This is a genomic window from Streptomyces sp. NPDC090442 (assembly GCF_044769405.1).
Lineage (GTDB): Bacteria > Actinomycetota > Actinomycetes > Streptomycetales > Streptomycetaceae > Streptomyces.
The window spans coordinates 25,537-48,352 of sequence record NZ_JBIVXW010000023.1 but is presented as its reverse complement, the minus strand read 5'-3'; the positions used below and the strand labels follow the sequence as shown (position 1 = coordinate 48,352).

General features: G+C 72.5%; 17 protein-coding genes. 10 read left to right on the top strand and 7 right to left on the bottom strand.

The window, feature by feature from the left end; genetic code table 11:
- Window positions 1-5 precede the first annotated feature (5 nt).
- Both ACIQU6_RS18050 and ACIQU6_RS18045 read left to right on the top strand, forming a co-directional pair.
- Complete coding sequence (locus ACIQU6_RS18050) at window positions 6-3,980, top strand: ABC transporter ATP-binding protein (protein ID WP_403482600.1); 3,975 nt, start codon at window positions 6-8, stop codon at window positions 3,978-3,980.
- An 83-nt stretch (window positions 3,981-4,063) separates the two neighbouring features.
- Window positions 4,064-5,482 carry a S28 family serine protease gene (locus tag ACIQU6_RS18045; RefSeq protein ID WP_403482599.1) on the top strand — a complete coding sequence of 473 codons (1,419 nt, stop codon included), beginning with the start codon at window positions 4,064-4,066 and terminating at the stop codon, window positions 5,480-5,482.
- Window positions 5,483-5,589: 107 nt separating this feature from the next.
- On the opposite strand, the gene ACIQU6_RS18040 is transcribed toward ACIQU6_RS18045, so the two are convergent.
- Together ACIQU6_RS18040 and ACIQU6_RS18035 are read right to left on the bottom strand one after the other, a co-directional pair.
- A complete protein-coding gene (locus ACIQU6_RS18040; RefSeq protein WP_403482598.1) occupies window positions 5,590-7,410 on the bottom strand; it encodes a glycoside hydrolase family 3 protein in 1,821 nt (606 codons plus the stop codon).
- Between the two features lie 196 nt (window positions 7,411-7,606).
- Complete coding sequence (locus tag ACIQU6_RS18035) at window positions 7,607-8,452, bottom strand: sugar phosphate isomerase/epimerase family protein (protein WP_403482654.1); 846 nt, start codon at window positions 8,450-8,452, stop codon at window positions 7,607-7,609.
- A gap of 239 nt (window positions 8,453-8,691) precedes the next feature.
- Here ACIQU6_RS18035 and ACIQU6_RS18030 point away from each other — a divergent pair, with 239 nt between their 5' ends.
- The 5 genes from ACIQU6_RS18030 to ACIQU6_RS18010 all read left to right on the top strand — a co-directional run bounded on the left by ACIQU6_RS18030 (window position 8,692) and on the right by ACIQU6_RS18010 (window position 15,658).
- Complete coding sequence (locus tag ACIQU6_RS18030) at window positions 8,692-9,840, top strand: Gfo/Idh/MocA family protein (RefSeq protein ID WP_403482597.1); 1,149 nt, start codon at window positions 8,692-8,694, stop codon at window positions 9,838-9,840.
- A complete protein-coding gene (locus ACIQU6_RS18025; protein WP_403482596.1) occupies window positions 9,837-10,964 on the top strand; it encodes a dihydrodipicolinate synthase family protein in 1,128 nt (375 codons plus the stop codon). The genes ACIQU6_RS18030 and ACIQU6_RS18025 overlap by 4 nt, the downstream gene beginning before the upstream one ends.
- Window positions 10,961-11,860 carry a sugar phosphate isomerase/epimerase family protein gene (locus ACIQU6_RS18020; protein WP_403482595.1) on the top strand — a complete coding sequence of 300 codons (900 nt, stop codon included), beginning with the start codon at window positions 10,961-10,963 and terminating at the stop codon, window positions 11,858-11,860. The genes ACIQU6_RS18025 and ACIQU6_RS18020 overlap by 4 nt, the downstream gene beginning before the upstream one ends.
- A gap of 121 nt (window positions 11,861-11,981) precedes the next feature.
- Window positions 11,982-14,192: an ATP-dependent RecD-like DNA helicase gene (locus ACIQU6_RS18015; RefSeq protein WP_403482594.1), complete on the top strand. Its 2,211-nt coding sequence runs from the start codon at window positions 11,982-11,984 to the stop codon at window positions 14,190-14,192.
- Window positions 14,193-14,368: 176 nt separating this feature from the next.
- A complete protein-coding gene (locus ACIQU6_RS18010) occupies window positions 14,369-15,658 on the top strand; it encodes a citrate synthase (protein WP_376566471.1) in 1,290 nt (429 codons plus the stop codon).
- 700 nt (window positions 15,659-16,358) lie between these two features.
- Here the strand turns inward: ACIQU6_RS18010 and ACIQU6_RS18005 are convergent.
- Window positions 16,359-16,646, bottom strand: a complete 288-nt coding sequence (locus ACIQU6_RS18005) for a heavy-metal-associated domain-containing protein (RefSeq protein ID WP_403482593.1) — start codon at window positions 16,644-16,646, stop codon at window positions 16,359-16,361.
- Between the two features lie 255 nt (window positions 16,647-16,901).
- On the opposite strand from ACIQU6_RS18005, the gene ACIQU6_RS18000 reads away from it, so the two are divergent.
- Together ACIQU6_RS18000 and ACIQU6_RS17995 are read left to right on the top strand one after the other, a co-directional pair.
- Complete coding sequence (locus ACIQU6_RS18000) at window positions 16,902-17,570, top strand: DedA family protein (protein ID WP_403482592.1); 669 nt, start codon at window positions 16,902-16,904, stop codon at window positions 17,568-17,570.
- A 52-nt stretch (window positions 17,571-17,622) separates the two neighbouring features.
- A complete protein-coding gene (locus ACIQU6_RS17995) occupies window positions 17,623-18,273 on the top strand; it encodes a GNAT family N-acetyltransferase (RefSeq protein WP_403482591.1) in 651 nt (216 codons plus the stop codon).
- A 96-nt stretch (window positions 18,274-18,369) separates the two neighbouring features.
- Here ACIQU6_RS17995 and ACIQU6_RS17990 read toward each other — a convergent pair whose 3' ends face one another.
- A complete protein-coding gene (locus tag ACIQU6_RS17990) occupies window positions 18,370-19,146 on the bottom strand; it encodes a sulfite exporter TauE/SafE family protein (RefSeq protein ID WP_403482653.1) in 777 nt (258 codons plus the stop codon).
- A gap of 53 nt (window positions 19,147-19,199) precedes the next feature.
- Window positions 19,200-20,234 carry a Gfo/Idh/MocA family oxidoreductase gene (locus tag ACIQU6_RS17985; protein WP_403482590.1) on the bottom strand — a complete coding sequence of 345 codons (1,035 nt, stop codon included), beginning with the start codon at window positions 20,232-20,234 and terminating at the stop codon, window positions 19,200-19,202.
- Window positions 20,235-20,630: 396 nt separating this feature from the next.
- Here ACIQU6_RS17985 and ACIQU6_RS17980 point away from each other — a divergent pair, with 396 nt between their 5' ends.
- Window positions 20,631-21,710 (top strand): LacI family DNA-binding transcriptional regulator, encoded by a 1,080-nt coding sequence (locus ACIQU6_RS17980; RefSeq protein ID WP_403482589.1) that lies wholly within the window; start codon window positions 20,631-20,633, stop codon window positions 21,708-21,710.
- A 95-nt stretch (window positions 21,711-21,805) separates the two neighbouring features.
- Here ACIQU6_RS17980 and ACIQU6_RS17975 read toward each other — a convergent pair whose 3' ends face one another.
- Together ACIQU6_RS17975 and ACIQU6_RS17970 are read right to left on the bottom strand one after the other, a co-directional pair.
- The gene (locus ACIQU6_RS17975) at window positions 21,806-21,997 is read right to left on the bottom strand and encodes a helix-turn-helix transcriptional regulator (protein WP_403482588.1); all 192 of its coding nucleotides are present in this window, start codon (window positions 21,995-21,997) and stop codon (window positions 21,806-21,808) included.
- Window positions 21,998-22,329: 332 nt separating this feature from the next.
- Window positions 22,330-22,719 (bottom strand): peptidoglycan-binding protein, encoded by a 390-nt coding sequence (locus tag ACIQU6_RS17970; protein ID WP_403482587.1) that lies wholly within the window; start codon window positions 22,717-22,719, stop codon window positions 22,330-22,332.
- Window positions 22,720-22,816: the final 97 nt, after the last annotated feature.

Here is a 22,816-nt window from a genome sequence, read left to right as displayed (position 1 = left end):
ATCGGGTGGCGGGGACGGACACACACAAAGGCTGGGCTCGGCGGCTGAGCCGGGACTGTTGGCGGTATCGCAGGGACGCCCTGCTGGCGCTCCTCGCCTCGCTCGCGGGGATGGCCGTCACCGCCCTCGTCCCGCTCATCCCGAAGCTGATCATCGACGACGTGATCGTGCGGCACGAGCGGTCCCTCGCCCCCTGGGCGACGCTCCTGATCGCCGCCGCCGTCGTGGTCTACGTCCTCACCTACCTCCGCCGCTTCTACGGCGGCCGGCTCGCCCTGGACGTCCAGCACGACCTGCGCACCCGCATGTTCGACGCGATAGCCCGGCTCGACGGCCGGCGGCAGGACGAGCTCAGCACCGGCCAGGTCGTGGGCCGTGCCACCAGCGACCTCCAGCTCATCCAGAGCCTGCTGTTCATGCTCCCGATGATGATCGGGAACGTCCTGCTCTTCGCCGTCTCCCTGGTCGTGATGGCCGTCCTCTCCCCGCTGCTGACCGTCGTCGCGCTGGCCGTGGCCCCGGCCCTGTGGCTCATCGCCCGGCGCAGCCGCACCCGCCTCTTCCCCGCCACCTGGTACGCCCAGGGGCAGGCCGCCGCGGTCGCCACCGTCGTGGACGGCGCGGTCTCCGGCGTCCGGGTCGTCAAGGGCTTCGGCCAGGAGGACCAGGAGACCGGCAAGCTCCGTGCGGTCAGCCGCCGGCTGTTCGCCGCCCGGCTGCGCACCGTTCGCCTCAACTCCCGCTACACCCCCGCCCTCCAGTCCGTCCCGGCCCTCGGCCAGGTCGCGATGCTGGCGCTCGGCGGCTGGATGGCCACCCAGGGCCACATCACCCTCGGCACCTTCGTCGCCTTCTCCACCTACCTCGCGCAGTTGGTCGGCCCGGTCCGCATGCTGGCGATGATGCTGACCGTCGCCCAGCAGGCCCGGGCCGGCGTGGAGCGGGTCTACGAGCTCATCGACACCGAGCCGACCATCACCGAGCGCCCGGACGCCCACGCGCTGCCCGCCGACGCCCCGGCCACCGTGGTCTTCGACGAGGTGACCTTCGGCTACGGCCCGCACCACGACCCGGCCGCCGCCCCCGCCGCGGACGGCCGGCCCGACACCGACACCGACGCCGACACCGACGCCGCGTCCGCGCCCCGCCCCGTCCTGGACGCCTTCTCGCTGCGCATCGACGCCGGCGAGACCGTCGCCGTCATCGGCGCCTCCGGAAGCGGCAAGTCCACCGTCTCCCTGCTGCTGCCCCGCTTCTACGACGTCACGGCCGGCCGCGTCCTGGTCGGCGGCCACGACGTCCGCGACCTCACCCTGGAGTCGCTGCGCGCCGCCATCGGCCTGGTCCCCGAGAGCAGCTTCCTGTTCTCCGACTCCCTACGGGACAACATCGCCTACGGCCACCCCGAGGCCACCGACGAGCAGATCCGCGCCGCCGCCCGCGCCGCCCAGGCCGACGGCTTCATCAGCGAACTGCCCCAGGGCTACGACACCGAGGTCGGCGAGCAGGGCCTGACCCTCTCCGGCGGCCAGCGGCAGCGGATAGCGCTGGCCCGCGCCATCCTCACCGACCCCCGGCTGCTGGTCCTCGACGACGCCACCTCCGCCGTCGACGCCCGCGTCGAGCACGAGATCCACGAGGCGCTGCGCGGCGTCATGGCCGGCCGGACCACGCTGCTGATCGCCCACCGCGCCTCCACCCTCGCCCTCGCCGACCGGGTCGCGGTCCTCGACGGCGGCCGGCTGGTCGACATCGGCACCCAGGAGGAGCTCGCCGAGCGCTGCCCCCTCTACCGCCGGCTGCTGACCGACCCCGAGGAGCTGGGCGGCGTCCCGCACGACCCCGCCGGCGCCGTGGCCGGCTCTTTCGGCGGCGAGTACGCGGCATCCGGCACCACCGCCCTGCTGGAGCCGGCCCCCGACGACCCCCGCCGCTTCCGCACCGAGGCCCTGGTCGACGCCGATCCGGACGGGCCCGCCGAGGACCCCGCCGCCGCGGCCGCCACCGGCGGCATCACCCCCGAGCTGTGGGTCCGCCGCGAGCAGGAGGCCGAGGAGGGCGCCGCCGGCACCGCGCCCCGCGCGGCCACCGCGGCCGCCGGCCCCGGCATCGCCGCCGCCATGGCCGGTGCCCCCGCCACCCCCGAACTCCTCGCCCGGGTCGCCGCGTTGCCCCCGGCCACCGACACCCCCGACATCGACGAGGCCGCCGCCGTCCGCCCCGAGCGCTCCTACGGCCTGCGCCGCCTGCTGCACGGCTTCGGCGGGCCGCTGCTGGTGGCCTTCCTGCTGGTCGCGGTGGACGCCCTCGCCTCGCTGCTGCTGCCGGTCCTCATCCGGCAGGGCATCGACGACGGCGTCCGGCGCGGCGTCCTCGCCGGTGTGTGGACCGCCGCCGCCCTCGCCCTGGCCGTGGTCGTCGCGCAATGGGCCGCCCAGATCGGTGCCAACCGCATGACCGGCCGCACCGGTGAACGCGTGCTGTACTCCCTCCGGTTGAAGATCTTCGCCCAGCTCCAGCGCCTCGGCCTGGACTACTACGAGCGCGAGCTGACCGGCCGGATCATGACGCGGATGACCACCGACGTCGACGCCCTTTCCACGTTCCTCCAGACCGGCCTGGTCACCGCCGTCGTCTCGGTCCTCACCTTCCTCGGCATACTCGTCGCCCTGCTCGTCATCGACGTCCAGCTCGCCCTGGTCGTCTTCGTCACCCTCCCCCCGCTGATCCTCGGCACCTACGTCTTCCGCAAGCGCAGCGTCAGGGCGTACGAGCTCGCCCGCGAGCGGATCAGCACCGTCAACGGCGACCTCCAGGAGAACGTCGCCGGGCTGCGGATCGTCCAGGCGTTCCGCCGCGAGGGCCACGGTTCGCAGCGGTACGCCGCGCACAGCGACGCCTACCGCCGGGCCCGGGTGCGCGGCCAGTTCCTGATATCCGTCTACTTCCCCTTCGTCCAACTGCTGTCGTCGGTGGCGTCCGCCCTGGTGCTGATCGTCGGCGCCGACCGGATCGCCGGGCACACCCTCAGCGTCGGCGCCCTGGTCGCCTACCTCCTCTACATCGACCTGTTCTTCGCCCCCGTGCAGCAGCTCTCCCAGGTCTTCGACGGCTACCAACAGGCGTCCGTCTCGCTCGGCCGGATCCGCGAGCTCCTCGCCCAGTCCACCTCCACCCCGCCCGCCGCGGACCCCCGCCCGGTCCCCGCGCTGCGCGGCGAGATCACCTTCGACGGCGTCCACTTCCACTACGGCGACCACGACGAACCGGCCCTGACCGGCGTCGACTTGACCATCCCCGCCGGCCAGACCGTCGCCTTCGTCGGCGAGACCGGCGCCGGCAAGTCCACCCTCGTCAAGCTGGTCGCCCGCTTCTACGACCCGACCTCCGGCGCGGTCCGCGTCGACGGCACCGACCTGCGCGAGCTGGACCTGACCGGCTACCGCCGCCGGCTCGGCGTCGTCCCCCAGGAGTCCTACCTCTTCGCCGGCACGGTCCGCGACGCCATCGCCTACGGCCGCCCGGACGCCACCGACGCCGAAGTGGAGGCCGCCGCCAGGGCCGTCGGCGCCCACGCCATGATCGCCACCCTCGACGGCGGCTACCTCCACGAGGTCGCCGAGCGCGGCCGCAACCTCTCCGCCGGTCAGCGCCAGCTCCTCGCCCTGGCCCGCGCCGAACTCACCGGCCCCGACGTCCTGTTGCTCGACGAGGCCACCGCCGCCCTGGACCTGGCCACCGAGGCCGTCGTCAACCAGGCCACTGACCGGCTCTCCGCCCGCCGCGCCGACACCGGCGCGCGCACCACCCTGATCGTCGCCCACCGGCTCACCACCGCCGCCCGCGCCGACCGGGTGGTGGTCCTCGACCGCGGCCGGATCGCCGAGGACGGCACCCACGCCCAACTCCTCGCCCACGGCGGCCGGTACGCGGAGCTGTGGCGGACCTTCACCGGCGAAGGGGAGGCCCTGCGGGTGTGAGCGCGGCGCGTAGGTGGGGGCTGGTGGCGCCCCGGATGCGCAGATAGGTTCGGCCCGACCTGACGTCACCCTCGGGAGGGCCCATGCGCACACGCAAGAGATGGTTGCTGACGCTCGCCGCACTGATAAGCGCGGTGAGCGTCAGCGCACCGACGACGGTCGCCTCCGCCGCCGGTCGGGACGGCACCGACATCAAGGACCGCCTCCAGGCGATCCCCGGCATGCACCTCATCGAGGAGCAGCCGGTCGACGGCTACCGCTACTTCGTCCTCACCTACACCCAGCCGATCGACCACCAGCACCCGGACCGGGGCACCTTCCAGCAGCGACTGACCGTGCTCCACAAGTCCGTGGACCGCCCGACGGTCTTCTACACCTCCGGCTACAACGTCAGCACCACGCCGTCCCGCAGCGAACCCACCAAGATCATCGACGGTAACCAGGTCTCCCTGGAGTACCGCTACTTCACCCCCTCCCGTCCCGTGCCCACCGACTGGAAGAAACTGGACATCAAGCAGGCCGCCACCGACCAGCACCGCATCTTTGAGGCCCTGCACGCCGTCTATCCCAAGAACTGGATCGCCACCGGCGGCAGCAAGGGCGGCATGACGGCCACCTACTACCGCCGCTTCTTCCCGCACGACATGAACGGCACCGTCGCCTACGTCGCACCCAACAACACCGACCGCGCCGACACCCGCCCCTACGACCGCTTCTTCGCCACCGTCGGCACCCCCGCCTGCCGCACCGCCGTCGGCAAGGTCGAGCGCGAGGCGCTGCTCCGCCGCGACGAGATGGTGAACCGCTACGAGAAGTGGGCCGGCGACAACAAGCGCACCTTCCGCCTCATCGGCAACGCCGACCGGGCCTACGAAGTCCTCGTCACCGACCTGGTCTTCGGCTTCTGGCAGTACCAGCCGGCCAAGACCGCCTGCGCCGAGCTGCCCGCCCCCACCGCCTCCACCGACACCCTGTGGGCCTGGATCGACAAGGTCGGCGGCTTCGACTCCTACACCGACCAGGGCCTGGAGAAGTACCAGCCGTACTACTACCAGGCCGGCACCCAGCTCGGTGAGCCCAGGTACCACTACCCCAACCTCCGCGGCCTGTTGCGCTACCCGGGCATCAACAACTCCCGCAGCTTCGTGCCCCGGTCGGTCCCCATGCCCTTCGACCGGCGCGCGATGCCCGACGTCGACCGCTGGGTGCGGCAGCACGCCACCCGCATGATGTTCGTCAACGGGCAGTTCGACCCCTGGAGCGCCAAGCACTTCCAACTCGGCCGCGGCGCGCGGGACTCGTACCTCTACACCGTCCCCGGCGGCAACCACGGCTCCAACATCGCCCAGCTCAAGGACGCCGACCGCACCAAGGCCACCGCCTCGCTCCTCACCTGGGCCGGCCTGCCGGCGCCCGTGAGCGGCCGGTCCCTCGTCCAGGCCCCCTACAACGCCACCCTGGACCGCCCGCAGGACCACCAGGAGTTGACCCTGCGCCCGTAGCGGCCGCCACGCCGGCGGGCCCGCACACGCGGCCCGCAGACACGAGGGTGCGCTCCCGTCTCCCGCCGCACGACGGGAGACGGGAGTGCACCCAGCGGACTGCGCGGCTAGTACCGCAGCCCGTGCCCGATGTGGTACAGCGCCCGGTGCGGCGCGTCCGCGCGCAGTATCGGCACCGGCAGCCGGCCCGCCGGATCCTGCCGCCCGGCGATCACCCGGGCCGCCGCCCGCAGCTCCACGTCCGTCCACGAATAACTCGCCAGCGCCGCCCGCACCCCGTCCAACACCGCGATGTCGTAAGGATTCCGGATCGCCAACTGCACCACCGGCTTCCCCGTCGCCAACAGCTCCGCGACCAGCGCGCGCTGCGCCGACGACGCGGTGACGTCGTACGTCGCCACCACCGCCGCGTCCCGCTCGGCCAGCGCCGCCCGCGCCCGGGCGATCAGCTTCCGGGACGGTGCCGTCCCCGTGGACAGCGCGGTCGCCGCGAAGCCCAGCCCGGTCAACTCCTCGGCCAGCACCTTCGTCGGCGGCCCGCCGGTGCCCGACGGCGCGTCCGGATCCGCCCCGGCCACCAGCAGCCGGCCGGTCCGCCGCCGGGACAGCGGCAGCAGCCCGCCGTCGTTGCGCAGCAGCGTGGTGGTGCGGTCCGCGATCCGGTCCGCGGCGGCCCGGTGCGCGCGCACCCCGACCACCCGGTCCACCTGCTGCCGCGAGGTGTACGGATCGGCGAACAGTCCCCGGCGCTCCTTCAGCAGCAGGATCCGCAGCAGCTTGGCGTCGATCTCCCGCTCGCTCAACTCCCCGTCGCGCAGCGCCCGGACGACCGCGGTGTGCGCGACGGACAGGTCCGGCGGGTTCAGCAACTGGTCCACGCCGGCCTTCAGCGCCAGCACCGGCACCTGGGCGTCCCCGTACTTCACCCGGACGCCCTGCATGCCCAGCGAGTCCGTCACCACCACCCCGTCGTAGCCGAGCCGCCGCCGCAGCACGCCGGTGACGATCGGATGGGACAGCGTCGCCGGATCGCCGCTGGGATCGAGGGCCGGCACCACGATGTGCGCGGTCATCAACGAGTCGATCCCGGCCGCGATCGCCGCCTTGAAGGGCGGCGCGTCCAGCCGCTCCCACTCCTGGGCGGAGTGGTGGATGTACGGCAGCCCGACGTGGCTGTCGGTGTCGGTGTCGCCGTGCCCGGGGAAGTGCTTGGCGCAGGCCGCCACCCCCGCGCCCTGGTAGCCGTGCACCTGGGCGGCGACCATACGGGCCACGGCCTGCGGATCGGCACCGAAGGACCGCACGCCGATGATGGGGTTGGCGGGGTTGACGTTGACGTCGGCGTCCGGCGCGTAGTCCTGCCGGATCCCCATCGCCAGCAGCTCCCGCCCGGAGATCCGCCCCGCCTCCCGGGCGTTGTCGACGGATCCGGCGGCGCCCAGCGCCATCGCCCCGGGCAGCAGCGTCGCCGGCGCCCCGATCCGGGCCACTGTGCCGTGCTCCTGGTCGGTCGAGATCAGCACCGGCACGGGGACGCGCTGGGCGGCGGCGGCCTTCTGGATGCCGTTGGAGAGCGCGGCGATCTGGTGCGGATCGCGGGTGTTGTGCGCCCAGCCGAAGTAGATGATGCCGCCGACGTGGTACGCGGCGATCAGCTCGGCGGCGTTGGCGACGCCGATCTCCTTGCGGTTGGCGGCGACGTCGGCCGGGTCGAGGTCGGTCGCGGAGTGCCCGTACACCCGCATCACGAAGAGCTGCCCGGCCTTCTCCTCCGGCGTCATCCGGGCGATGAGCCGGCGCAGCCGCTCACGGGTGGCGCGCGGGGTCGACGGGACGGGGGAGGGGGCGGCGTCCGCCGGGCCGGTGCTCAGGGCGGCGACCGCGGCGGCCGCGGCGGCGGTGGTCAGGACGGTACGTCTGGAGTGCATCTGCGCTCCTTCCGGGGGCTTCCTCGAACGCATGAAGGAAGGAAAACGTCCGAGGAGTCACGGATAACCGGAAAACCAGGGCCGGTCAACGACGACGAGGGCCGGCGCCGCCCAGGGATTGCGGGCGGCGCGGGGGTGTGGTGGGGGCCCGCCGCGCCCCTGCCGACGGCTGGCGAGCGGCCCGCGCGGCCGACCGTCAGCCGCCGCCTTCCCGACCCCGGCCACCACCCCCGCCCTCGGCCGCCCCGTCGATCAGCCGCTCCAGACAGGCCCGGCCCTCCGCCAACAACCCCGGGAGCTCCGCCGCCCCCGGATACCACCGCTTCTCGTACTCCCAGCACAGCCATCCCCCGTCCAACGGCCCGAGCGCCGCCGCCACTTCCGCCAGCGGCAGCACCCCCGCCCCCAACGGAAGCGGCGTCAGGTCCCGCGCCGACGCCACGTCCTTGACCTGCACGTACCCCAGGTGGTGAGCCAACGCGGCCCGGGTCGCGGCCGGCGCCTCCCCACCGAGCCAGCCGTGCAGCACGTCCCACACCGCCCCCACGTGCGGGTGGTCCACCGCCGCGAGGATCCGGGCCACCGCCGCGCCGGTGCGGTGCGAGTCATGGGTCTCCAACAGGACCCGCACCCCGCGCTCCGCGGCCAGCGGCGCCACCGCGGACAGCCGACGGACCGCGTCCGCCTCCGCCCGCTCCACCGGACGGCCCCCGCCCCCGGGGAAGACCCGGACGTACCGCGCCCCCAAGTCGGCCGCCAGGTGCACCAGTTCGGCCACCTCGTGTGCCAGCGCCGCCTCCGCCGCCCCCTCGGCGCACTCCGCCGCGACCCGCGCGTACCCGGCGACGGCCAGCACCGCCACCCCCGCCGCCGCGAACCGCCCCCGCACCGCCGCCCGTTCGCGCACCCCCAGACCCGGATGCACCGGCTCCTCGGGGTGCGCCCGCAACTCCACCCCCTGATAGCCGCACGCCACGGCCAATCGCACCACCTCGGCCACCGGCAACCCCGGCACCCCGAGCGTGGAGAACGCCGCCCGCACCCCCACCGGGCCACCGCCCCCGGCCACGCCGCCTCTCATACCGGCCTCCCACCGTCACAACCGCCCGCGGACCAACGCCTGTTACGCACCCTTGTTGGCGATCTGCTCCGCAGGCTAGCGTCCCTCACGACGCAAGCGCCCACCATCCACAGGCGCCCCTCGCCGACTGTCCACAGGCACCACTCCGCGCACCCCTGTCCCCACTCCGTCCCCGCCGCACGCGGGAGAGAGGCCGGGCCGTGACACGCCGGACCGTACGCATCGCCATGAACGGCGTGACCGGGCGCATGGGCCACCACCAGCACCTGGTCCGCTCCCTCCTCGCCCTGCGCGACCAGGGCGGACTCCCCCTGGACGACGGCACGGTGCTCTGGCCGGAGCCGGTCCTGCTCGGCCGCTCCGCACCGCGCGTGCGGGCGCTGGCCGACCGCCACGGCCTCGCCTGGAGCCGCGACCTCGACACCGTCCTGGCCGACGACAGCGTCGAGATCTACTTCGACGCCCAGATCACCGCCGCCCGCGAAGGGGCGGTGAAGCAGGCGATCGCCGCCGGGAAACACCTCTACGTGGAGAAGCCCACCGCCACCGGCCTCGCCGGCGCCGTGGAACTCGCCCGGCTCGCCCAGGAGGCCGGCGTCAAACACGGCGTCGTCCAGGACAAGCTGTTCCTCCCGGGGCTGCGCAAACTCCGCCGCCTCCTGGACGGCGGCTTCTTCGGCCGAGTCCTGTCCGTACGAGGCGAGTTCGGCTACTGGGTCTTCGAGGGCGACTGGCAGGAGGCCCAGCGCCCCTCCTGGAACTACCGCACAGCGGACGGCGGCGGGATCGCCTCCGACATGTTCCCGCACTGGGAGTACGTCCTGCGCGAGCTGTTCGGGCCGGTCCGCACCGTCCAGGCCCGGGTCGCCACCCACCTCCCGCGCCGCTGGGACGAGTCCGGCGCCCCGTACGAGGCGACCGCGGACGACGCCGCCTACGCCCTCTTCGAACTCGACGGCGGCGTCCTCGCCCAGATCAACTCCTCCTGGGCGGTCCGGGTCCACCGCGACGAACTGCTGGAGTTCCAGGTCGACGGCACCGAGGGCTCCGCCGTCGCCGGGCTGCGCCGCTGCCGCGTCCAACACCGCGCCACCACCCCCAAACCGGTCTGGAACCCCGACCTCCCGTCCACCGAGCCGTTCCGCGACCAGTGGCAGGAGGTCCCCGACAACGCCGCGTTCGACAACGCCTTCAAGGCCCAGTGGGAGCTCTTCCTGCGCCACGTGGCGGCCGACGGGCCCTGGCACTGGGACCTCTGGGCGGGCGCCCGCGGCGTCCAACTCGCCGAACTGGGCCTGCGCTCCTCGGCCGAGGGCCGCCGGCTCCCCGTACCGGAGCTGTCCCGTTGACCGGCCCGCCGGCCGCGCCCCCCAACGGGCGGCCCCCACAGCCGCGCTCCCGTATGGTCCTCGCCGCCGCCCACGTGGTCGCCGACCCGCACGCCGACGCCACCCCGGACGGCCCGCCCGCCCTCGACTGGGACGCCACCCTCGCCTTCCGCCACCACCTCTGGGCGCACGGGCTGGGCGTCGCCGAGGCGATGGACACCGCGCAGCGCGGCATGGGCCTGGACTGGGCCGGTGCCGCCGAGCTGATCCGCCGCTCGGCCGCCGAGGCCCGCACCGTCGGCGGCCGCCTCGCCTGCGGCACCGGCACCGACCAACTCCCGCCGACCGGCGCCACGTTGGCGGACGTCCGGGCCGCCTACGAGGAGCAACTCGCCGTCATCGAGGACGCCGGCGCCCAGCCCGTCCTGATGGCCTCCCGCCAACTCGCCGCCCTCGGGGCCGGCCCCGACGCCTACCGAGACCTCTACGGGCACCTGCTGCGCCAGACCACCCGTCCGGTGATCCTGCACTGGCTCGGCCCGATGTTCGACCCGGAGCTGGCCGGCTACTGGGGCAGCCCGCACCTCGACACCGCCACCGAGACCCTTCTCGACATCGTCACCGACAACTCCCGCGCGGTGGAAGGCGTCAAGGTCTCCCTCCTGGACGCCGGCCGGGAGGTCGCGCTGCGCCGCCGACTCCCCGAGGGAGTGCGCTGCTACACGGGCGACGACCTCCACTACCCGGAACTGATCGCCGGCGACGCCCACGGCTTCAGCGACGCCCTCCTGGGCGTCTTCGACCCGCTCGCCCCGTTGGCCGCCGCGGCCGTCCGTCGCCTGGACGCCGGCGACCCGGCCGGTTTCCACGCCGCCCTGGACCCGACCGTCCCGTTGGCCCGCCATCTCTTCCAGCCACCCACCCGCTACTACAAGACCGGCGTGGTCCTGCTCGCCTGGCTGGCCGGACACCAGTCCCACTTCACCATGGTCGGCGGCCTCCAGTCCGCCCGCTCGCTCGCCCACCTGCGCCGCGCCCACCAACTCGCCGCCGCGCTCGGCCTGTTCCCCGACCCCGACCTGGCCGCCGCCAGAATGCGCGCCCTCCTGGCCGTCCACGGCATCGAGGAGCCGGGCACCCCATGACGGACCCGAACCCCTCCCGCGCCCGGCTCCTGTCCCGCCTGAGCCTCAACCAGGAGACCCTGAGGCAGTGGTCGCTGCCCGAACTGGCCGACGGCTGCGCCCGGGCCGGCCTGCGGGCCGTCGGCCTGTGGCGCGCGCCGGTGCACGCCTACGGGGCGAGCGCCGCCGCCCGCCTCCTACGGGACGCCGGCCTCACCGTCAGCACCCTCTGCCGCGGCGGCTTCTTCACCGCCGAGGACCCCGCCGAGCGCGCGGCCGCCCTGGCGGACAACCGGGCCGCCATCGAGGAGGCCGCGACGCTCGGGACCGACACCCTGGTCCTGGTCTCCGGCGGCCTGCCGCCCGGCAGCCGGGACCTCCCCGGCGCCCGCGAACGGGTCGCCGACGCCCTCGCCGCCCTCGCCCCGTACGCCGCCGCACACGGCGTACGACTGGCCCTGGAACCCCTGCACCCGATGTACGCGGCGGACCGCTGCGTGGTCTCCACCCTCGCCCAGGCCCTCGACCTGGCCGAACGCCTCCCCGCCGCCCAGGTGGGCGTCGTCGTGGACACCTACCACCTGTGGTGGGACGACACCCTCGCCGCCCAACTGGCCCGCGCGAGCGGGGGAGCGGCCGGGGCGGTGGCCGACCAGGAACGGCGGCCGGCACCCCCCTCCCGCGTCGCCGCCTTCCAACTCGCCGACTGGATCACGCCACTTCCCGAGGGCGTCCTCCTGGGGCGCGGGCAGTTGGGCGACGGTTCGGTGGACCTGCGCTGGTTCCGCGAACGCGTCGACGCGACCGGTTACGAGGGCCCCATCGAGGTCGAGATCTTCAACCCGTCCCTGTGGTCCCGCAACGGCACCGAGGTCCTCACGGAGATCATCACCCGCTTCACCCACCACGTCACGTGACCTCCACCGGGCCCGCCCGAACGCCCTCCCCAAAGGGGGAGAGGGGGGCGGGGACGCGCCGCCCCCGCCCCGGGCCTCCCTCCCCGCCCCCGCTGTCACCCCTCGGCGGTACCGTCGAGGCATGGTCAACGGAGCTGTGGTGGAGGGGGTCCTGGAGCGGATCACCTACGCGAACGAGGAGAACGGCTACACGGTCGCCCGCGTCGACACCGGCCGAGGCTCCGGCGAGCTGTTGACCGTCGTCGGGGCGCTGTTGGGGGCGCAGCCGGGGGAGTCGCTCCGCCTGGAGGGCCGTTGGGGCTCCCACCCCCAGTACGGCAAGCAGTTCACGGTGGAGAACTACACCACCGTCCTGCCCGCCACCGTCCAGGGCATCCGCCGCTATCTCGGCTCGGGCCTCATCAAGGGCATCGGCCCCCGGATCGCCGACCGCATCACCGAGCACTTCGGCATCGACACCCTGGACGTGATCGAGGCCGACCCCGGGCGCCTGATCGAGGTGCCCGGCCTGGGCCCCAAGCGCACCAAACTGATCGGCGCCGCCTGGGAGGAGCAGAAGGCCATCAAGGAGGTCATGGTCTTCCTCCAGGGCGTCGGTGTCTCCACCTCCATCGCCGTGCGCATCTACAAGAAGTACGGCGACGCGTCGATCTCGGTGGTGAAGAACCAGCCCTACCGCCTGGCCGCCGACGTCTGGGGCATCGGCTTCCTGACCGCCGACAAGATCGCCCAGTCGGTGGGCATCCCGCACGACAGCCCGGACCGGGTCAAGTCCGGCCTCCAGTACGCCCTTTCGCAGTCCACGGACCAGGGGCACTGCTTCCTGCCCGAGGAGCAACTGATCGCGGACGCGGTGAAGTTGCTCCAGGTGGACACCGGCCTGGTCATCGACTGCCTGGCCGAGCTGGCCGAGGACCCGGAGGGCGTGGTCCGCGAGAAGGTGCCAGGACCGGAGGGCGGCGAGCCGGTCACCGCGGTGTATCTGGTGCCGTTCCACCGCGCCGAGATCTCCCTGGCCGGCCGGCTGTCCCGGTTGCTGCGCACCGACGACGACCGGATGCCCGTCTTCCAGGGCGTGGACTGGGACAAGGCGCTGGCCTGGCTTTCGCGGCGTACGGGCGCGCAGTTGGCGCCGGAGCAGCGGGACGCGGTCCGGCTGGCGCTGACGAGCAAGGTCGCGGTGCTCACCGGCGGGCCGGGCTGCGGCAAGTCGTTCACGGTCCGTTCGGTGGTCGAGTTGGCGCGCGCCAAAAAGGCCACGGTGGTGCTCGCGGCCCCCACGGGCCGGGCGGCCAAGCGGCTGGCGGAGCTGACCGGCGCGGAAGCGTCCACCGTCCACCGCCTGTTGGAGCTCAAGCCGGGCGGGGACGCCGCCTACGACGCCGACCGCCCGTTGGACGCCGATCTGGTGGTGGTCGACGAGGCGTCGATGCTCGATCTGCTGTTGGCGAACAAGCTCGTCAAGGCGGTGCCGCCGGGCGCCCATCTGCTGCTGGTCGGGGACGTGGACCAGCTCCCGTCGGTCGGCGCCGGCGAGGTGCTGCGCGACCTGCTGGCTGAACCGGGCCCGGTGCCGGCGGTCCGTCTGACGAGGATCTTCCGCCAGGCCCAGCAGTCCGGCGTGGTCACCAACGCGCACCGCATCAACTCCGGTGTCCCCCCGCTGACCAGCGGCCTTCCGGACTTCTTCCTGTTCCCCGAGGAGGACGCCGAGGAGGCGGCCCGGCTGACGGTCGACGTGGTGGCGCGCCGCATCCCGGCCAAGTTCGACCTCGACCCCCGTCGGGACATCCAGGTGCTGGCCCCGATGCACCGCGGCCCGGCCGGCGCGGGCTCGCTCAACGGCCTGCTCCAGCAGGCGGTCACCCCGGCCCGCCCCGATCTGCCGGAGCGCCGCTTCGGCGGCCGGGTCTTCCGCGTCGGCGACAAGGTCACCCAGATCCGGAACAACTACGAGAAGGGCCGCAACGGCGTCTTCAACGGCACGGTGGGCGTGGTCACCGCCCTCGACACCGTCGAGCAGCAACTGACGGTCCTCACCGACGAGGACGAGGAGGTCCCCTACGACTTCGACGAACTGGACGAACTGGCCCACGCCTACGCGGTGACGATCCATCGCTCCCAGGGGAGCGAGTATCCGGCGGTGGTGATTCCGGTCACCACCAGCGCCTGGATGATGCTCCAGCGCAATCTGCTCTATACCGCCGTCACCCGGGCGAAACGCCTGGTGGTGCTGGTCGGCTCGCGACGGGCCCTCGGGCAGGCGGTGCGGACGGTATCCGCCGGTCGGAGGCACACCGCGCTCGCCCACCGACTCTCCGGAGCGATCTGAGGTCTCCCCCCTTTCGTAATCGGGGCGAACGGGAGCAGGATGGACTCCGACGCGGCACTGAGTGCCGCGATGAGGCCCTATGGCCGACCCCGAGTGCACATCCAAGGTCCAAATGGGGGAAGGTATAGGCAGTCAGGGCACCTCGAAGAAGAGGCACAACGTCGGTGAGGGATGACGTGAGCGACAACTCTGTAGTACTGCGTTACGGGGACGGCGAATACAGCTACCCGGTCGTCGAGAGCACGGTCGGCGACAAGGGCTTCGACATCTCGAAGCTGCGCGCCCAGACCGGTCTGGTGACCCTGGATTCCGGTTACGGCAACACCGCGGCGTATAAATCCGCGGTCACCTATCTCGACGGTGAGAAGGGCATCCTGCGGTACCGCGGTTACCCGATCGAGCAGCTCGCGGAGCGCAGCACGTTCGTGGAGACCGCCTACCTCCTCATCAACGGTGAGCTGCCGACCGTCGACGAGCTGGCGACCTTCAAGCAGGACATCACCTACCACACCCTGCTCCACGAGGACGTCAAGCGCTTCTTCGACGGCTTCCCGCGGGACGCCCACCCGATGGCCATGCTGTCCTCGGTGGTCAGCGCGCTGTCGACGTTCTACCAGGACAGCCACAACCCGTTCGACGAGCAGCAGCGGTACATCTCCACGATCCGCCTGCTGGCCAAGCTGCCGACCATCGCGGCCTACGCGTACAAGAAGTCGGTCGGCCACCCGGTCGTCTACCCGAGCAACGACCTCGGCTACGTCGAGAACTTCCTGCGGATGACCTTCTCGGTCCCCGCCGCCGAGTACGAGCTGGACCCGGTCGTGGTCAGCGCGCTCGACAAGCTGCTGATCCTGCACGCGGACCACGAGCAGAACTGCTCGACGTCCACCGTGCGCCTGGTCGGCTCCTCGCAGGCGAACCTCTTCGCCTCGATCTCGGCCGGCATCAACGCCCTCTGGGGCCCGCTGCACGGCGGCGCCAACCAGTCGGTGCTGGAGATGCTGGAGGGCATCCGCGACGCCGGTGGCGACGTCGACACCTTCATCCGCAAGGTGAAGAACAAGGAAGACGGCGTGAAGCTCATGGGCTTCGGGCACCGCGTCTACAAGAACTTCGACCCCCGGGCGAAGATCATCAAGGCGGCGGCGCACGACGTCCTCTCGGCGCTGGGCAAGGAGGACGAGCTCCTCGACATCGCCCTGAAGCTGGAAGAGCACGCGCTGGCCGACGACTACTTCGTCGAGCGCAAGCTCTACCCGAACGTCGACTTCTACACCGGCCTGATCTACCGGGCGATGGGCTTCCCGACCGAGATGTTCACCGTGCTCTTCGCGCTCGGCCGGCTGCCCGGCTGGATCGCCCAGTGGCACGAGATGATCACGGAGCCCGGCTCCCGCATCGGTCGCCCGCGCCAGGTCTACACCGGCGTCGTCGAGCGCGACTTCGTGCCCGTCCAGGAGCGCTGAGTCCGGCCGCTGCGTAACGGCCGGACGGCACCGGCCGTTACGCACTGGTGATCGATAATCGCGCAAACGCGATCCTGGTGCCCCCTCCGGCGCCGTGAAGCGGGCGCACATATGCGAAAGCGCCCCGCCTCCGGATCCCCCCACGGGTCCAGAGTGCGGGGCGCTTCCCATGTCCCGGTGCGGATTCCCCCCACGGGATCCGGCCGGGCGTTCCGGGTTGCACCGCGCTCTGCCGGGACGCGCACATACGGGAGGGCCGCTCAAAGCTCCCCGGGCGCGTCGCCCCGGCCAACGCAGAGCCGAGACGGTCCCCCAAGACCGACACGGCTTTCGCAGTGCAAGCCCCGCCGGGGTGCTTGCACTTGCCCGGTTAGACTCGCGACCCCCCTCAATGGTTACGTTCCGAAGAGTGTGATCTGAGTCTCATGCCATATAGGGGCGAATCTGGTCAAGGGCTTCTTTTGGGAGATCGAAGCCCGGAGGTATGGGTGTTGTGCCAGTTGTAAGGGTGATGTGAATTTTCGTGCCCTCGCCCTGACATTGTGACCGTTCGTAGCTGATCGTCCCGGTCTGCCGTGATTACCGTGGGTGCCCGATCCGGGGGCGACTCTCGCCCGCCGGAAGCGCGTACGCGCGAGGCGCAGGCCGCCCCGCCGGAATCGGGTGCGTCCTGCGCCTCGTCGTCGTGGAGCGTCGTGGATCAGACCTGACCCACGAGTTCGTAGCCCGCCTCGTCGACCGCCGCGCGCACCGCGGCCTCGTCCAGCGGCGCCTTCGACGTGACGGTCACCAGGCCCGACGCCGCGACCGCCTGCACCGCGCTCACCCCGGCGATCTCGCCGATCTCGGACGACACCGCGCCCTCGCAGTGCCCGCAGGTCATGCCCGTGACCTTGTAGGTGCTGGTCACCGCGCCGACCTCGACGGCGGTGTCGCCACCGCCCTGGCAGGGGCCGCCAGGGGTGCAGCAGGAGCTGTTCTCAGTCATGGGTTTCTCCTCGTGGTGCCGTGTGTGCCGACATGTGTCGGTGTGGGCCGATACGGCCGTTGCGCTCAGTGTGGTGCCCAAGTGGCGTGAGGGAACGCAGTGGCGGTCGATGTCGGCCCCGACTTCCGCCACTGTATACCCCCTAGGGGTATGAAACCAGCCCTGGCTCTCCGCGCCCGCACGCGTTGCCGCCCGCCCGCCCGCGCGTCAGCCTGGGGATACGGACTCGGGGTGCGGATCCGAGGAGGCGGCCGGATGGACGGCATACTCGCCCTCTACGGCCTGCTGGCGCTCACCACCCTGCCGCCACTGGTCCCCAACTCCGCGGTCCTGGTCTCCGCCGGCGTCCTCGCCTCCGAAGGCCACGCGGTCCTCCCGCTCGTCCTCGTGATCGTCGCGGGCAGCGCCCTGCTCGGCGACACGCTGATGCACCTCGGCGCGCGCCGCTTCGGCGGCCCCGTACGCGCCTGGCTGCTGCGCCGCCCGCGCCGCCGCGCCGCCCTCGAATGGACCGCCCGCCGCATCCGGCGCCACGGCGTGCCCTTCGTCGTCGCCGTGCGGTTCCTGCCCAGCGGGCGGATCGCCGGCGCCCTGGCCTCCGGCGCGCTGCGCTACCCGTCGCGCAAGTACCTGCTCGGCGCCGGCCTCGCCGAATCCCTCTGGGCGACCTACTCCGTCGGCCTCGGCTACCTCGGCACCGCCGCCGCCGGAAACCGCCTCTACGCCGCCGCCATCGGCATCGGCGTCTCCGCCCTCGTCGCCACCGCCGGCACCGCCGTCCAATGGGTCACCCGCCGACGCGCCCTGCGCGCCCGGCCCGACCGGCGAACTCCCGGCGAATCCACGCGACTCGACCCGCGATCCGGCCCGCAATCCGATCGCGAAGAGGGTGACGACCAGGCGTCCTCCACCGCCGCAGCGTGATCGCGGGTCGGGCGCGGCGTGACTGTCAGTGGTCGTCCGTACCGTTGGTGTCATGACGGAACGAAAAGCCGAAGCGGCGGAACGAAAAGTCGAAGCGACGGAACGAGAAGCTGAGACAAGGGGAGTTGGAGCGGGGAAGGCCGAGGCGCAGGGGTTGGCGAAAGGTGCGCAGCCGGTCGGGCCGCACGTGCCGCGCATCCCGCCCGACGTGCGGATCGAGGCGTGGCCGGCGGACGGCCTCGACCTGCTGCGCAAGGCCAACACCCCCGAGATGACACGACACTTGGGCGGCCCCGAGACCGCGGAACGGCTCGCCCGGCGCCACCTCAGATACCTCGGCTCCCTCGACGGCGACGTCCCCGGTCGGATGTACCGCATCGTGCTCTTCCCGGACGGCGAGCCTGTGGGCACCGTCGGCTTCTGGGAGTGGGAGTGGAGGGGAAAGCCCGTCTACGAGGCGGGTTGGGGTGTGCTCCCCGACTTCCAGGGCCGTGGCATCGCGGCGGCCGCGGTGCACCAGGTCCTCGCCGCGGCCGCTACCGAAGGTCGCCACCCCATCGCCCACGCCTTCCCCTCCGCGGCCAACGCCGCATCCAACGCGGTATGCCGCAAGACCGGTTTCGCCTTCATAGGGGCGTGCGACGTCGAATACCCCAAGGGGCATCTGATACGGGCCAACGAGTGGCGGGCGACGCTGCGGTAGGGCAGGGGCGATTCCCTAGGGGGAGCGCCGACGGCCCCACTTGGGGATGCCGTCGGCTTCCCGGCCCGCGTCTCGGCCCGCGTCGCTGCCTCCGCCTCAGCGCAGCAGGGCGAGACTGGCGAGCGCCGTGAAGGCGAGCACCAGCCAGGTGAAGACCCTCTGGTCGATGCGGTGCACCAGCGCCCGCCCGGCGAACGCACCGGCCACCACGGCGAGCGCCAACAGCCCGTCCAACACGAGCCCGTTCGCCGTGATCAGCCCCAGCCCCACGCTGAACGGCACCTTCACGAGATTGACGAGCAGGAAGAACCACGCACCGGTACCCAGGAATCCCAGCACCGCGAAGCCCGACGAGAGGAGGTACAGCGACATCGCCGGCCCGCCGGCGTTCGCGACCATGGTGGCAAACCCGGCCAGCAGCCCGAACACCGCTGTCCGTAGGCGGTGTTGATGCCCCGTTGAGCCTCGGGCGGGGGCGGGTTGCCGCACGTCGCGCACCGCCGCGCGGGAGCGGACCTGTTGCCACACGTGGTGCAGCGCGACGGCGAGCAGCAGCCCGCCGATCGTGCGTCGCATGACGGTGTCGTCGGTCCACGCGATGAATGCCACGCCCAGCAACACCCCGGCCGCCACCGACGGCAGCAGCCGGAGCAGCACGGCCCGGTCGGCGTGCCCGCGATAGGCGCGGACGGCCAACACATCGCCCACGAGGAGGAGCGGAAGGAGGACCCCGGTGGATTCCCTGGCCGGGAGCACGGCGGCGAAGAGCGCCACGCTCAGCGTGCCCACGCCGCTGACGGCGGTCTTGGAGACCCCCACCAGCAGCGCGGCGACCACCAGCACGGCGAACGGCGCGACGCCCAACTGTGCCACGGGACCGACGGCCAACTGCCCGGCCGCGAGGCCGACTACGGCGCCGCTGTCGGTCACGCGCCGGGCGCCGCCCGGCCGCCCGCGGCGGCCCGCACGTCCGCGACGGCCACCGGCTGACCGGTCCGTCGCGAGAGGTCGCACGCCTCCGCGACGTACAGCGCCTCCAATGCCTCGGCGGGGGTGCAAGGGCTGGGCGCCCGGCCCGCGGCCACCTCGACGAAGACGCCCAACTCGGTCACGTACGCGTCGTGGAACCGCTCCATGAACGTGGCGTACGGGGCGTCCGCCCGCTGCCAGGACAGCTTCGTCTCGGCGGACGGCATCGGTGCCCGGTCGTCCAACCCGACGAACCGGGCACCCTCGGAGCCGCAGACCTCCAGCCGGACGTCATGGCCCGCCCCGTTGTAGCGGGTCGCGGTGACCGTGGCCAGGGTGTCGTCGTCGAAGCGGAGCAGTGCGGCGCAGGTGTCGACGTCATCGCCCTCGGCGAAGAAGTCCGCGCCGCGGTTGGCCCCTTGGGCGTAGACGGAGACCACCTCGCGGCCCGTCAGCCAGCGCATGATGTCGAAGTCGTGGATGCTGCAGTCCCGGAACAGCCCGCCGGAGGTCGGGATGAAGGCCGCCGGTGGCGGCGACTGGTCGCTGGTGCAGGCGCGCAGGGTGTGCAGCCAGCCCAGTTCACCGGAGCGCAGCGCCTCCCGGGCCGCGCGGTACCCGGCGTCGAACCGGCGCTGGAAACCGATCTGTACGGGCACGGTGCCGGCCTCGGCGCGCGCTACGACGGCGAGGGTGCCCGGTACGTCCAGGGCCACCGGCTTCTCGCAGAACACCGGCACGCCGGCGTCCAGGGCCTGATGGATCAGCGTGGCGTGCGCGCTGGTCGCGGCGGTGATCACCACGGCGTCCACCCCCGCCGCGTACATCGCCTCGATGCTGTCGGCGGCCGTCACGTCCAGGGTGTCCGCGAGCGCGGCGGCTCGCGCCGAGTCCGCGTCGGCGACCACGAGGCCGGTGACGCCGGGGACGTTCTGGAGGGTAGCGGCATGGAACGCGCCGATGCGCCCGGTGCCGATCAGACCGATCTTCATGGGGGTCCCTTCGGGGGAGGGGGTGGGTGGGAGGGAGGGGGGAGGAGCTCACTGCTGGGGGCTGGAAGGGGGGATCGCCCGGGCCGGGCCGAGCCCCCGACCGGGATGTGCAGCGGAGAAGGGGGAGAGGCGAAAGCGTTGGAACGGCGAAAGCGTTGGAACGGTCCAACTCGTTCCTCACTCGGCACCCTGCATGTCCGTATGTCTGGATGTCAACCCCCTTGCGGTGGTGCGCTGGTGGCGCCGTGAGGAGTTGAACGTGCAGTGGCGGAGGGGGCGGATGAGAGCTGCATGGGCGGGCGGATGGGGTGAGGGTTGGCGCCCGTCATCGGCTCGTACCGGCCCCGCCCGTCCCCACATTGACGCTGACCTGGCCCGATGAAAGGATCCGCCTTCATGGAACGGTCCAATGACTCGCCGGGCGACATCGTCAAGCAGGCGCCCGGCGCAGACCGGCCCCCGACGATCCGCGGAGTCGCCGAGCGTGCCGGCGTCTCCAAGTCGCTGGTGTCGCTCGTTCTCCAGGATTCGCCGCGGGTCAGCGAGGCCAAGCGGCGGGCCGTCCTGGACGCCATCGACGAGTTGGGCTACCGGCCCAACGCCGCCGCCCGCAGCCTGGTCGCCCGGCGCACCCACACCGTCGGCGTGCTGCTGAACGACATGCGCAACCCGTGGTTCGTGGACGTCCTCGACGGCCTCAACTCGCTGCTGCACGCGCACGGCCTGCGGATGTTGATGGCCGACGGGCGTCTGGACCGGCGCACGGACCGGGAGTTCGCCCGTACCTTCCAGGAACTCCGGGTCGACGGCCTGGTCGTCGTCGGCACGCTCCCGGACACCGAGGGGCTGGCCGAGGTCGCCGAGCGGCTGCCGACCGTCGTCGCCGGCAACCACGAACCCCGTTTGCCGCGCGTCGACATCGTCGCCAACGACGACGAACGCGGCGCCCGCCTCGCCACCGAGCACCTCATCGGTCTCGGGCACCGCAGGATCGCCCACATCGCCGGGCTGGGAGTGGTCGGCGCGTTGCGCCGGCGCGGTTTCGAGGCCGCGATGCGCGACCACGGGCTGGCCGCGCACGCCGTCGCGGTGGACGGCGACGGGACGGAGGAGGGCGGCTACCGCGCCGCCGTGCGGCTGCTCGGCCCGGCCCGCGACGGCCACCGCCCCTCCGCCGTCTTCGCGTTCAACGACCTCTCCGGCATCGGCGCGCTGTCCGCCGCCGGAGAACTGGGCCTCGACGTCCCCGCCGACCTCTCCCTTGTCGGCTACGACAACACCTACCTCGCCCGCATCCGCCACCTCTGGCTCAACTCGGTCAACAACGCCAGCCACGAGGTGGGTCGCCGCGCCGCCCGTTGCCTGTTGGACCGGATGACGCACCCCGACGCACCCGCCGACCACCACCTCGTCGCCCCGGCACTAGAGGTGAGGGGCTCGACGGCGCCACCCGGGGAGGGCCGCGAAGCGCCGTAACGGGAAACGGGGCGAGCGCTGTGCACGGTGGCCACGGGCCGGGCCGGGCCGGGTTCAGGTCGGCGTCGGCCCGTGGCCACCGGCTGATGCGCCGCCTAGCGTCCGCGATGGCCCGGGCGTTGCGCCACCCAGGCTCTGACGGTGTCGGCGTACCAGTACGGTTTGCCGCCCTCCACCACGTCGGGCTCCGGTAGCAGGCCGTGCTTGCGGTAAGACCGCACGGTGTCCGTCTGCACCTGGATATGGGCGGCGATTTCCTTGTACGACCAGAGCCTTCGGTCAGTCATCTCTGCGCACCTCCTTGGCGCCCCCGCAGGGTCGACCGGCGAGCCGGCGAGGGCTGCGTACGGCGTGGTGATCACTCACCCTGTGCCCGGACAACGACGGTGAGTGACCGTCAGCGTGGGCCTGTTGAGGGGCCGTGACGAAAGACCTGCCCCACGGTGACAGCCGTGACGGAGGGGCGACAGTCGTGACAGAGATGGGACAGACGCCTACATAGCGAATGATTCGCGGTCAGGTACCGTCCGCCATGAGCGAGATGTCCCCTGCAGATGCGCCTGGGTTGAGACGCGCCTGTTCTTGGGTGTGGCGGGTGCAGGCCGGCGGAGGGCGGAGATCACGAATACAGCGCGCGCCAGGTCTTCTTGTCGACCTTGCCGTCGGCGGGGAGGTGGTGCTTGGACTGGAACTGTCGCACGGCGCTTACGGTCTTCGCGTCGAAGCGGCCGGTCACGTCCTTCCAGGCCAGGTAGCGGCGGTTGGCCAGGAGGCACTGCACCTGCTTGACGCGGGCGCCGCGTTGACCGTAGACGGTGAGTGCGTCCCCGTTGGCGAAGGCGCAGGCGACGAGGGTGGCGGGTCGACGGGGGGCGCCGTCCTGCCCGGTCCGCTCGGCGGCCGGCGGTGGTGTGGCGGCGGACGCCGGGCCGGCGAGCAGCCCCGCGGCCAGCAGCAGTCCCGCGATGGATGCCCCGAGGCCCGTTCTTGTGGCTTTCACGGAATCCATTGCTTCCCCCGTTGGATGCCCCGGACGCTTCGAAACCCTGGGATACACCCGATGCGCTGGTACGGGGAATGTGCTGGCCACCGCGTCCGCCGCGCCG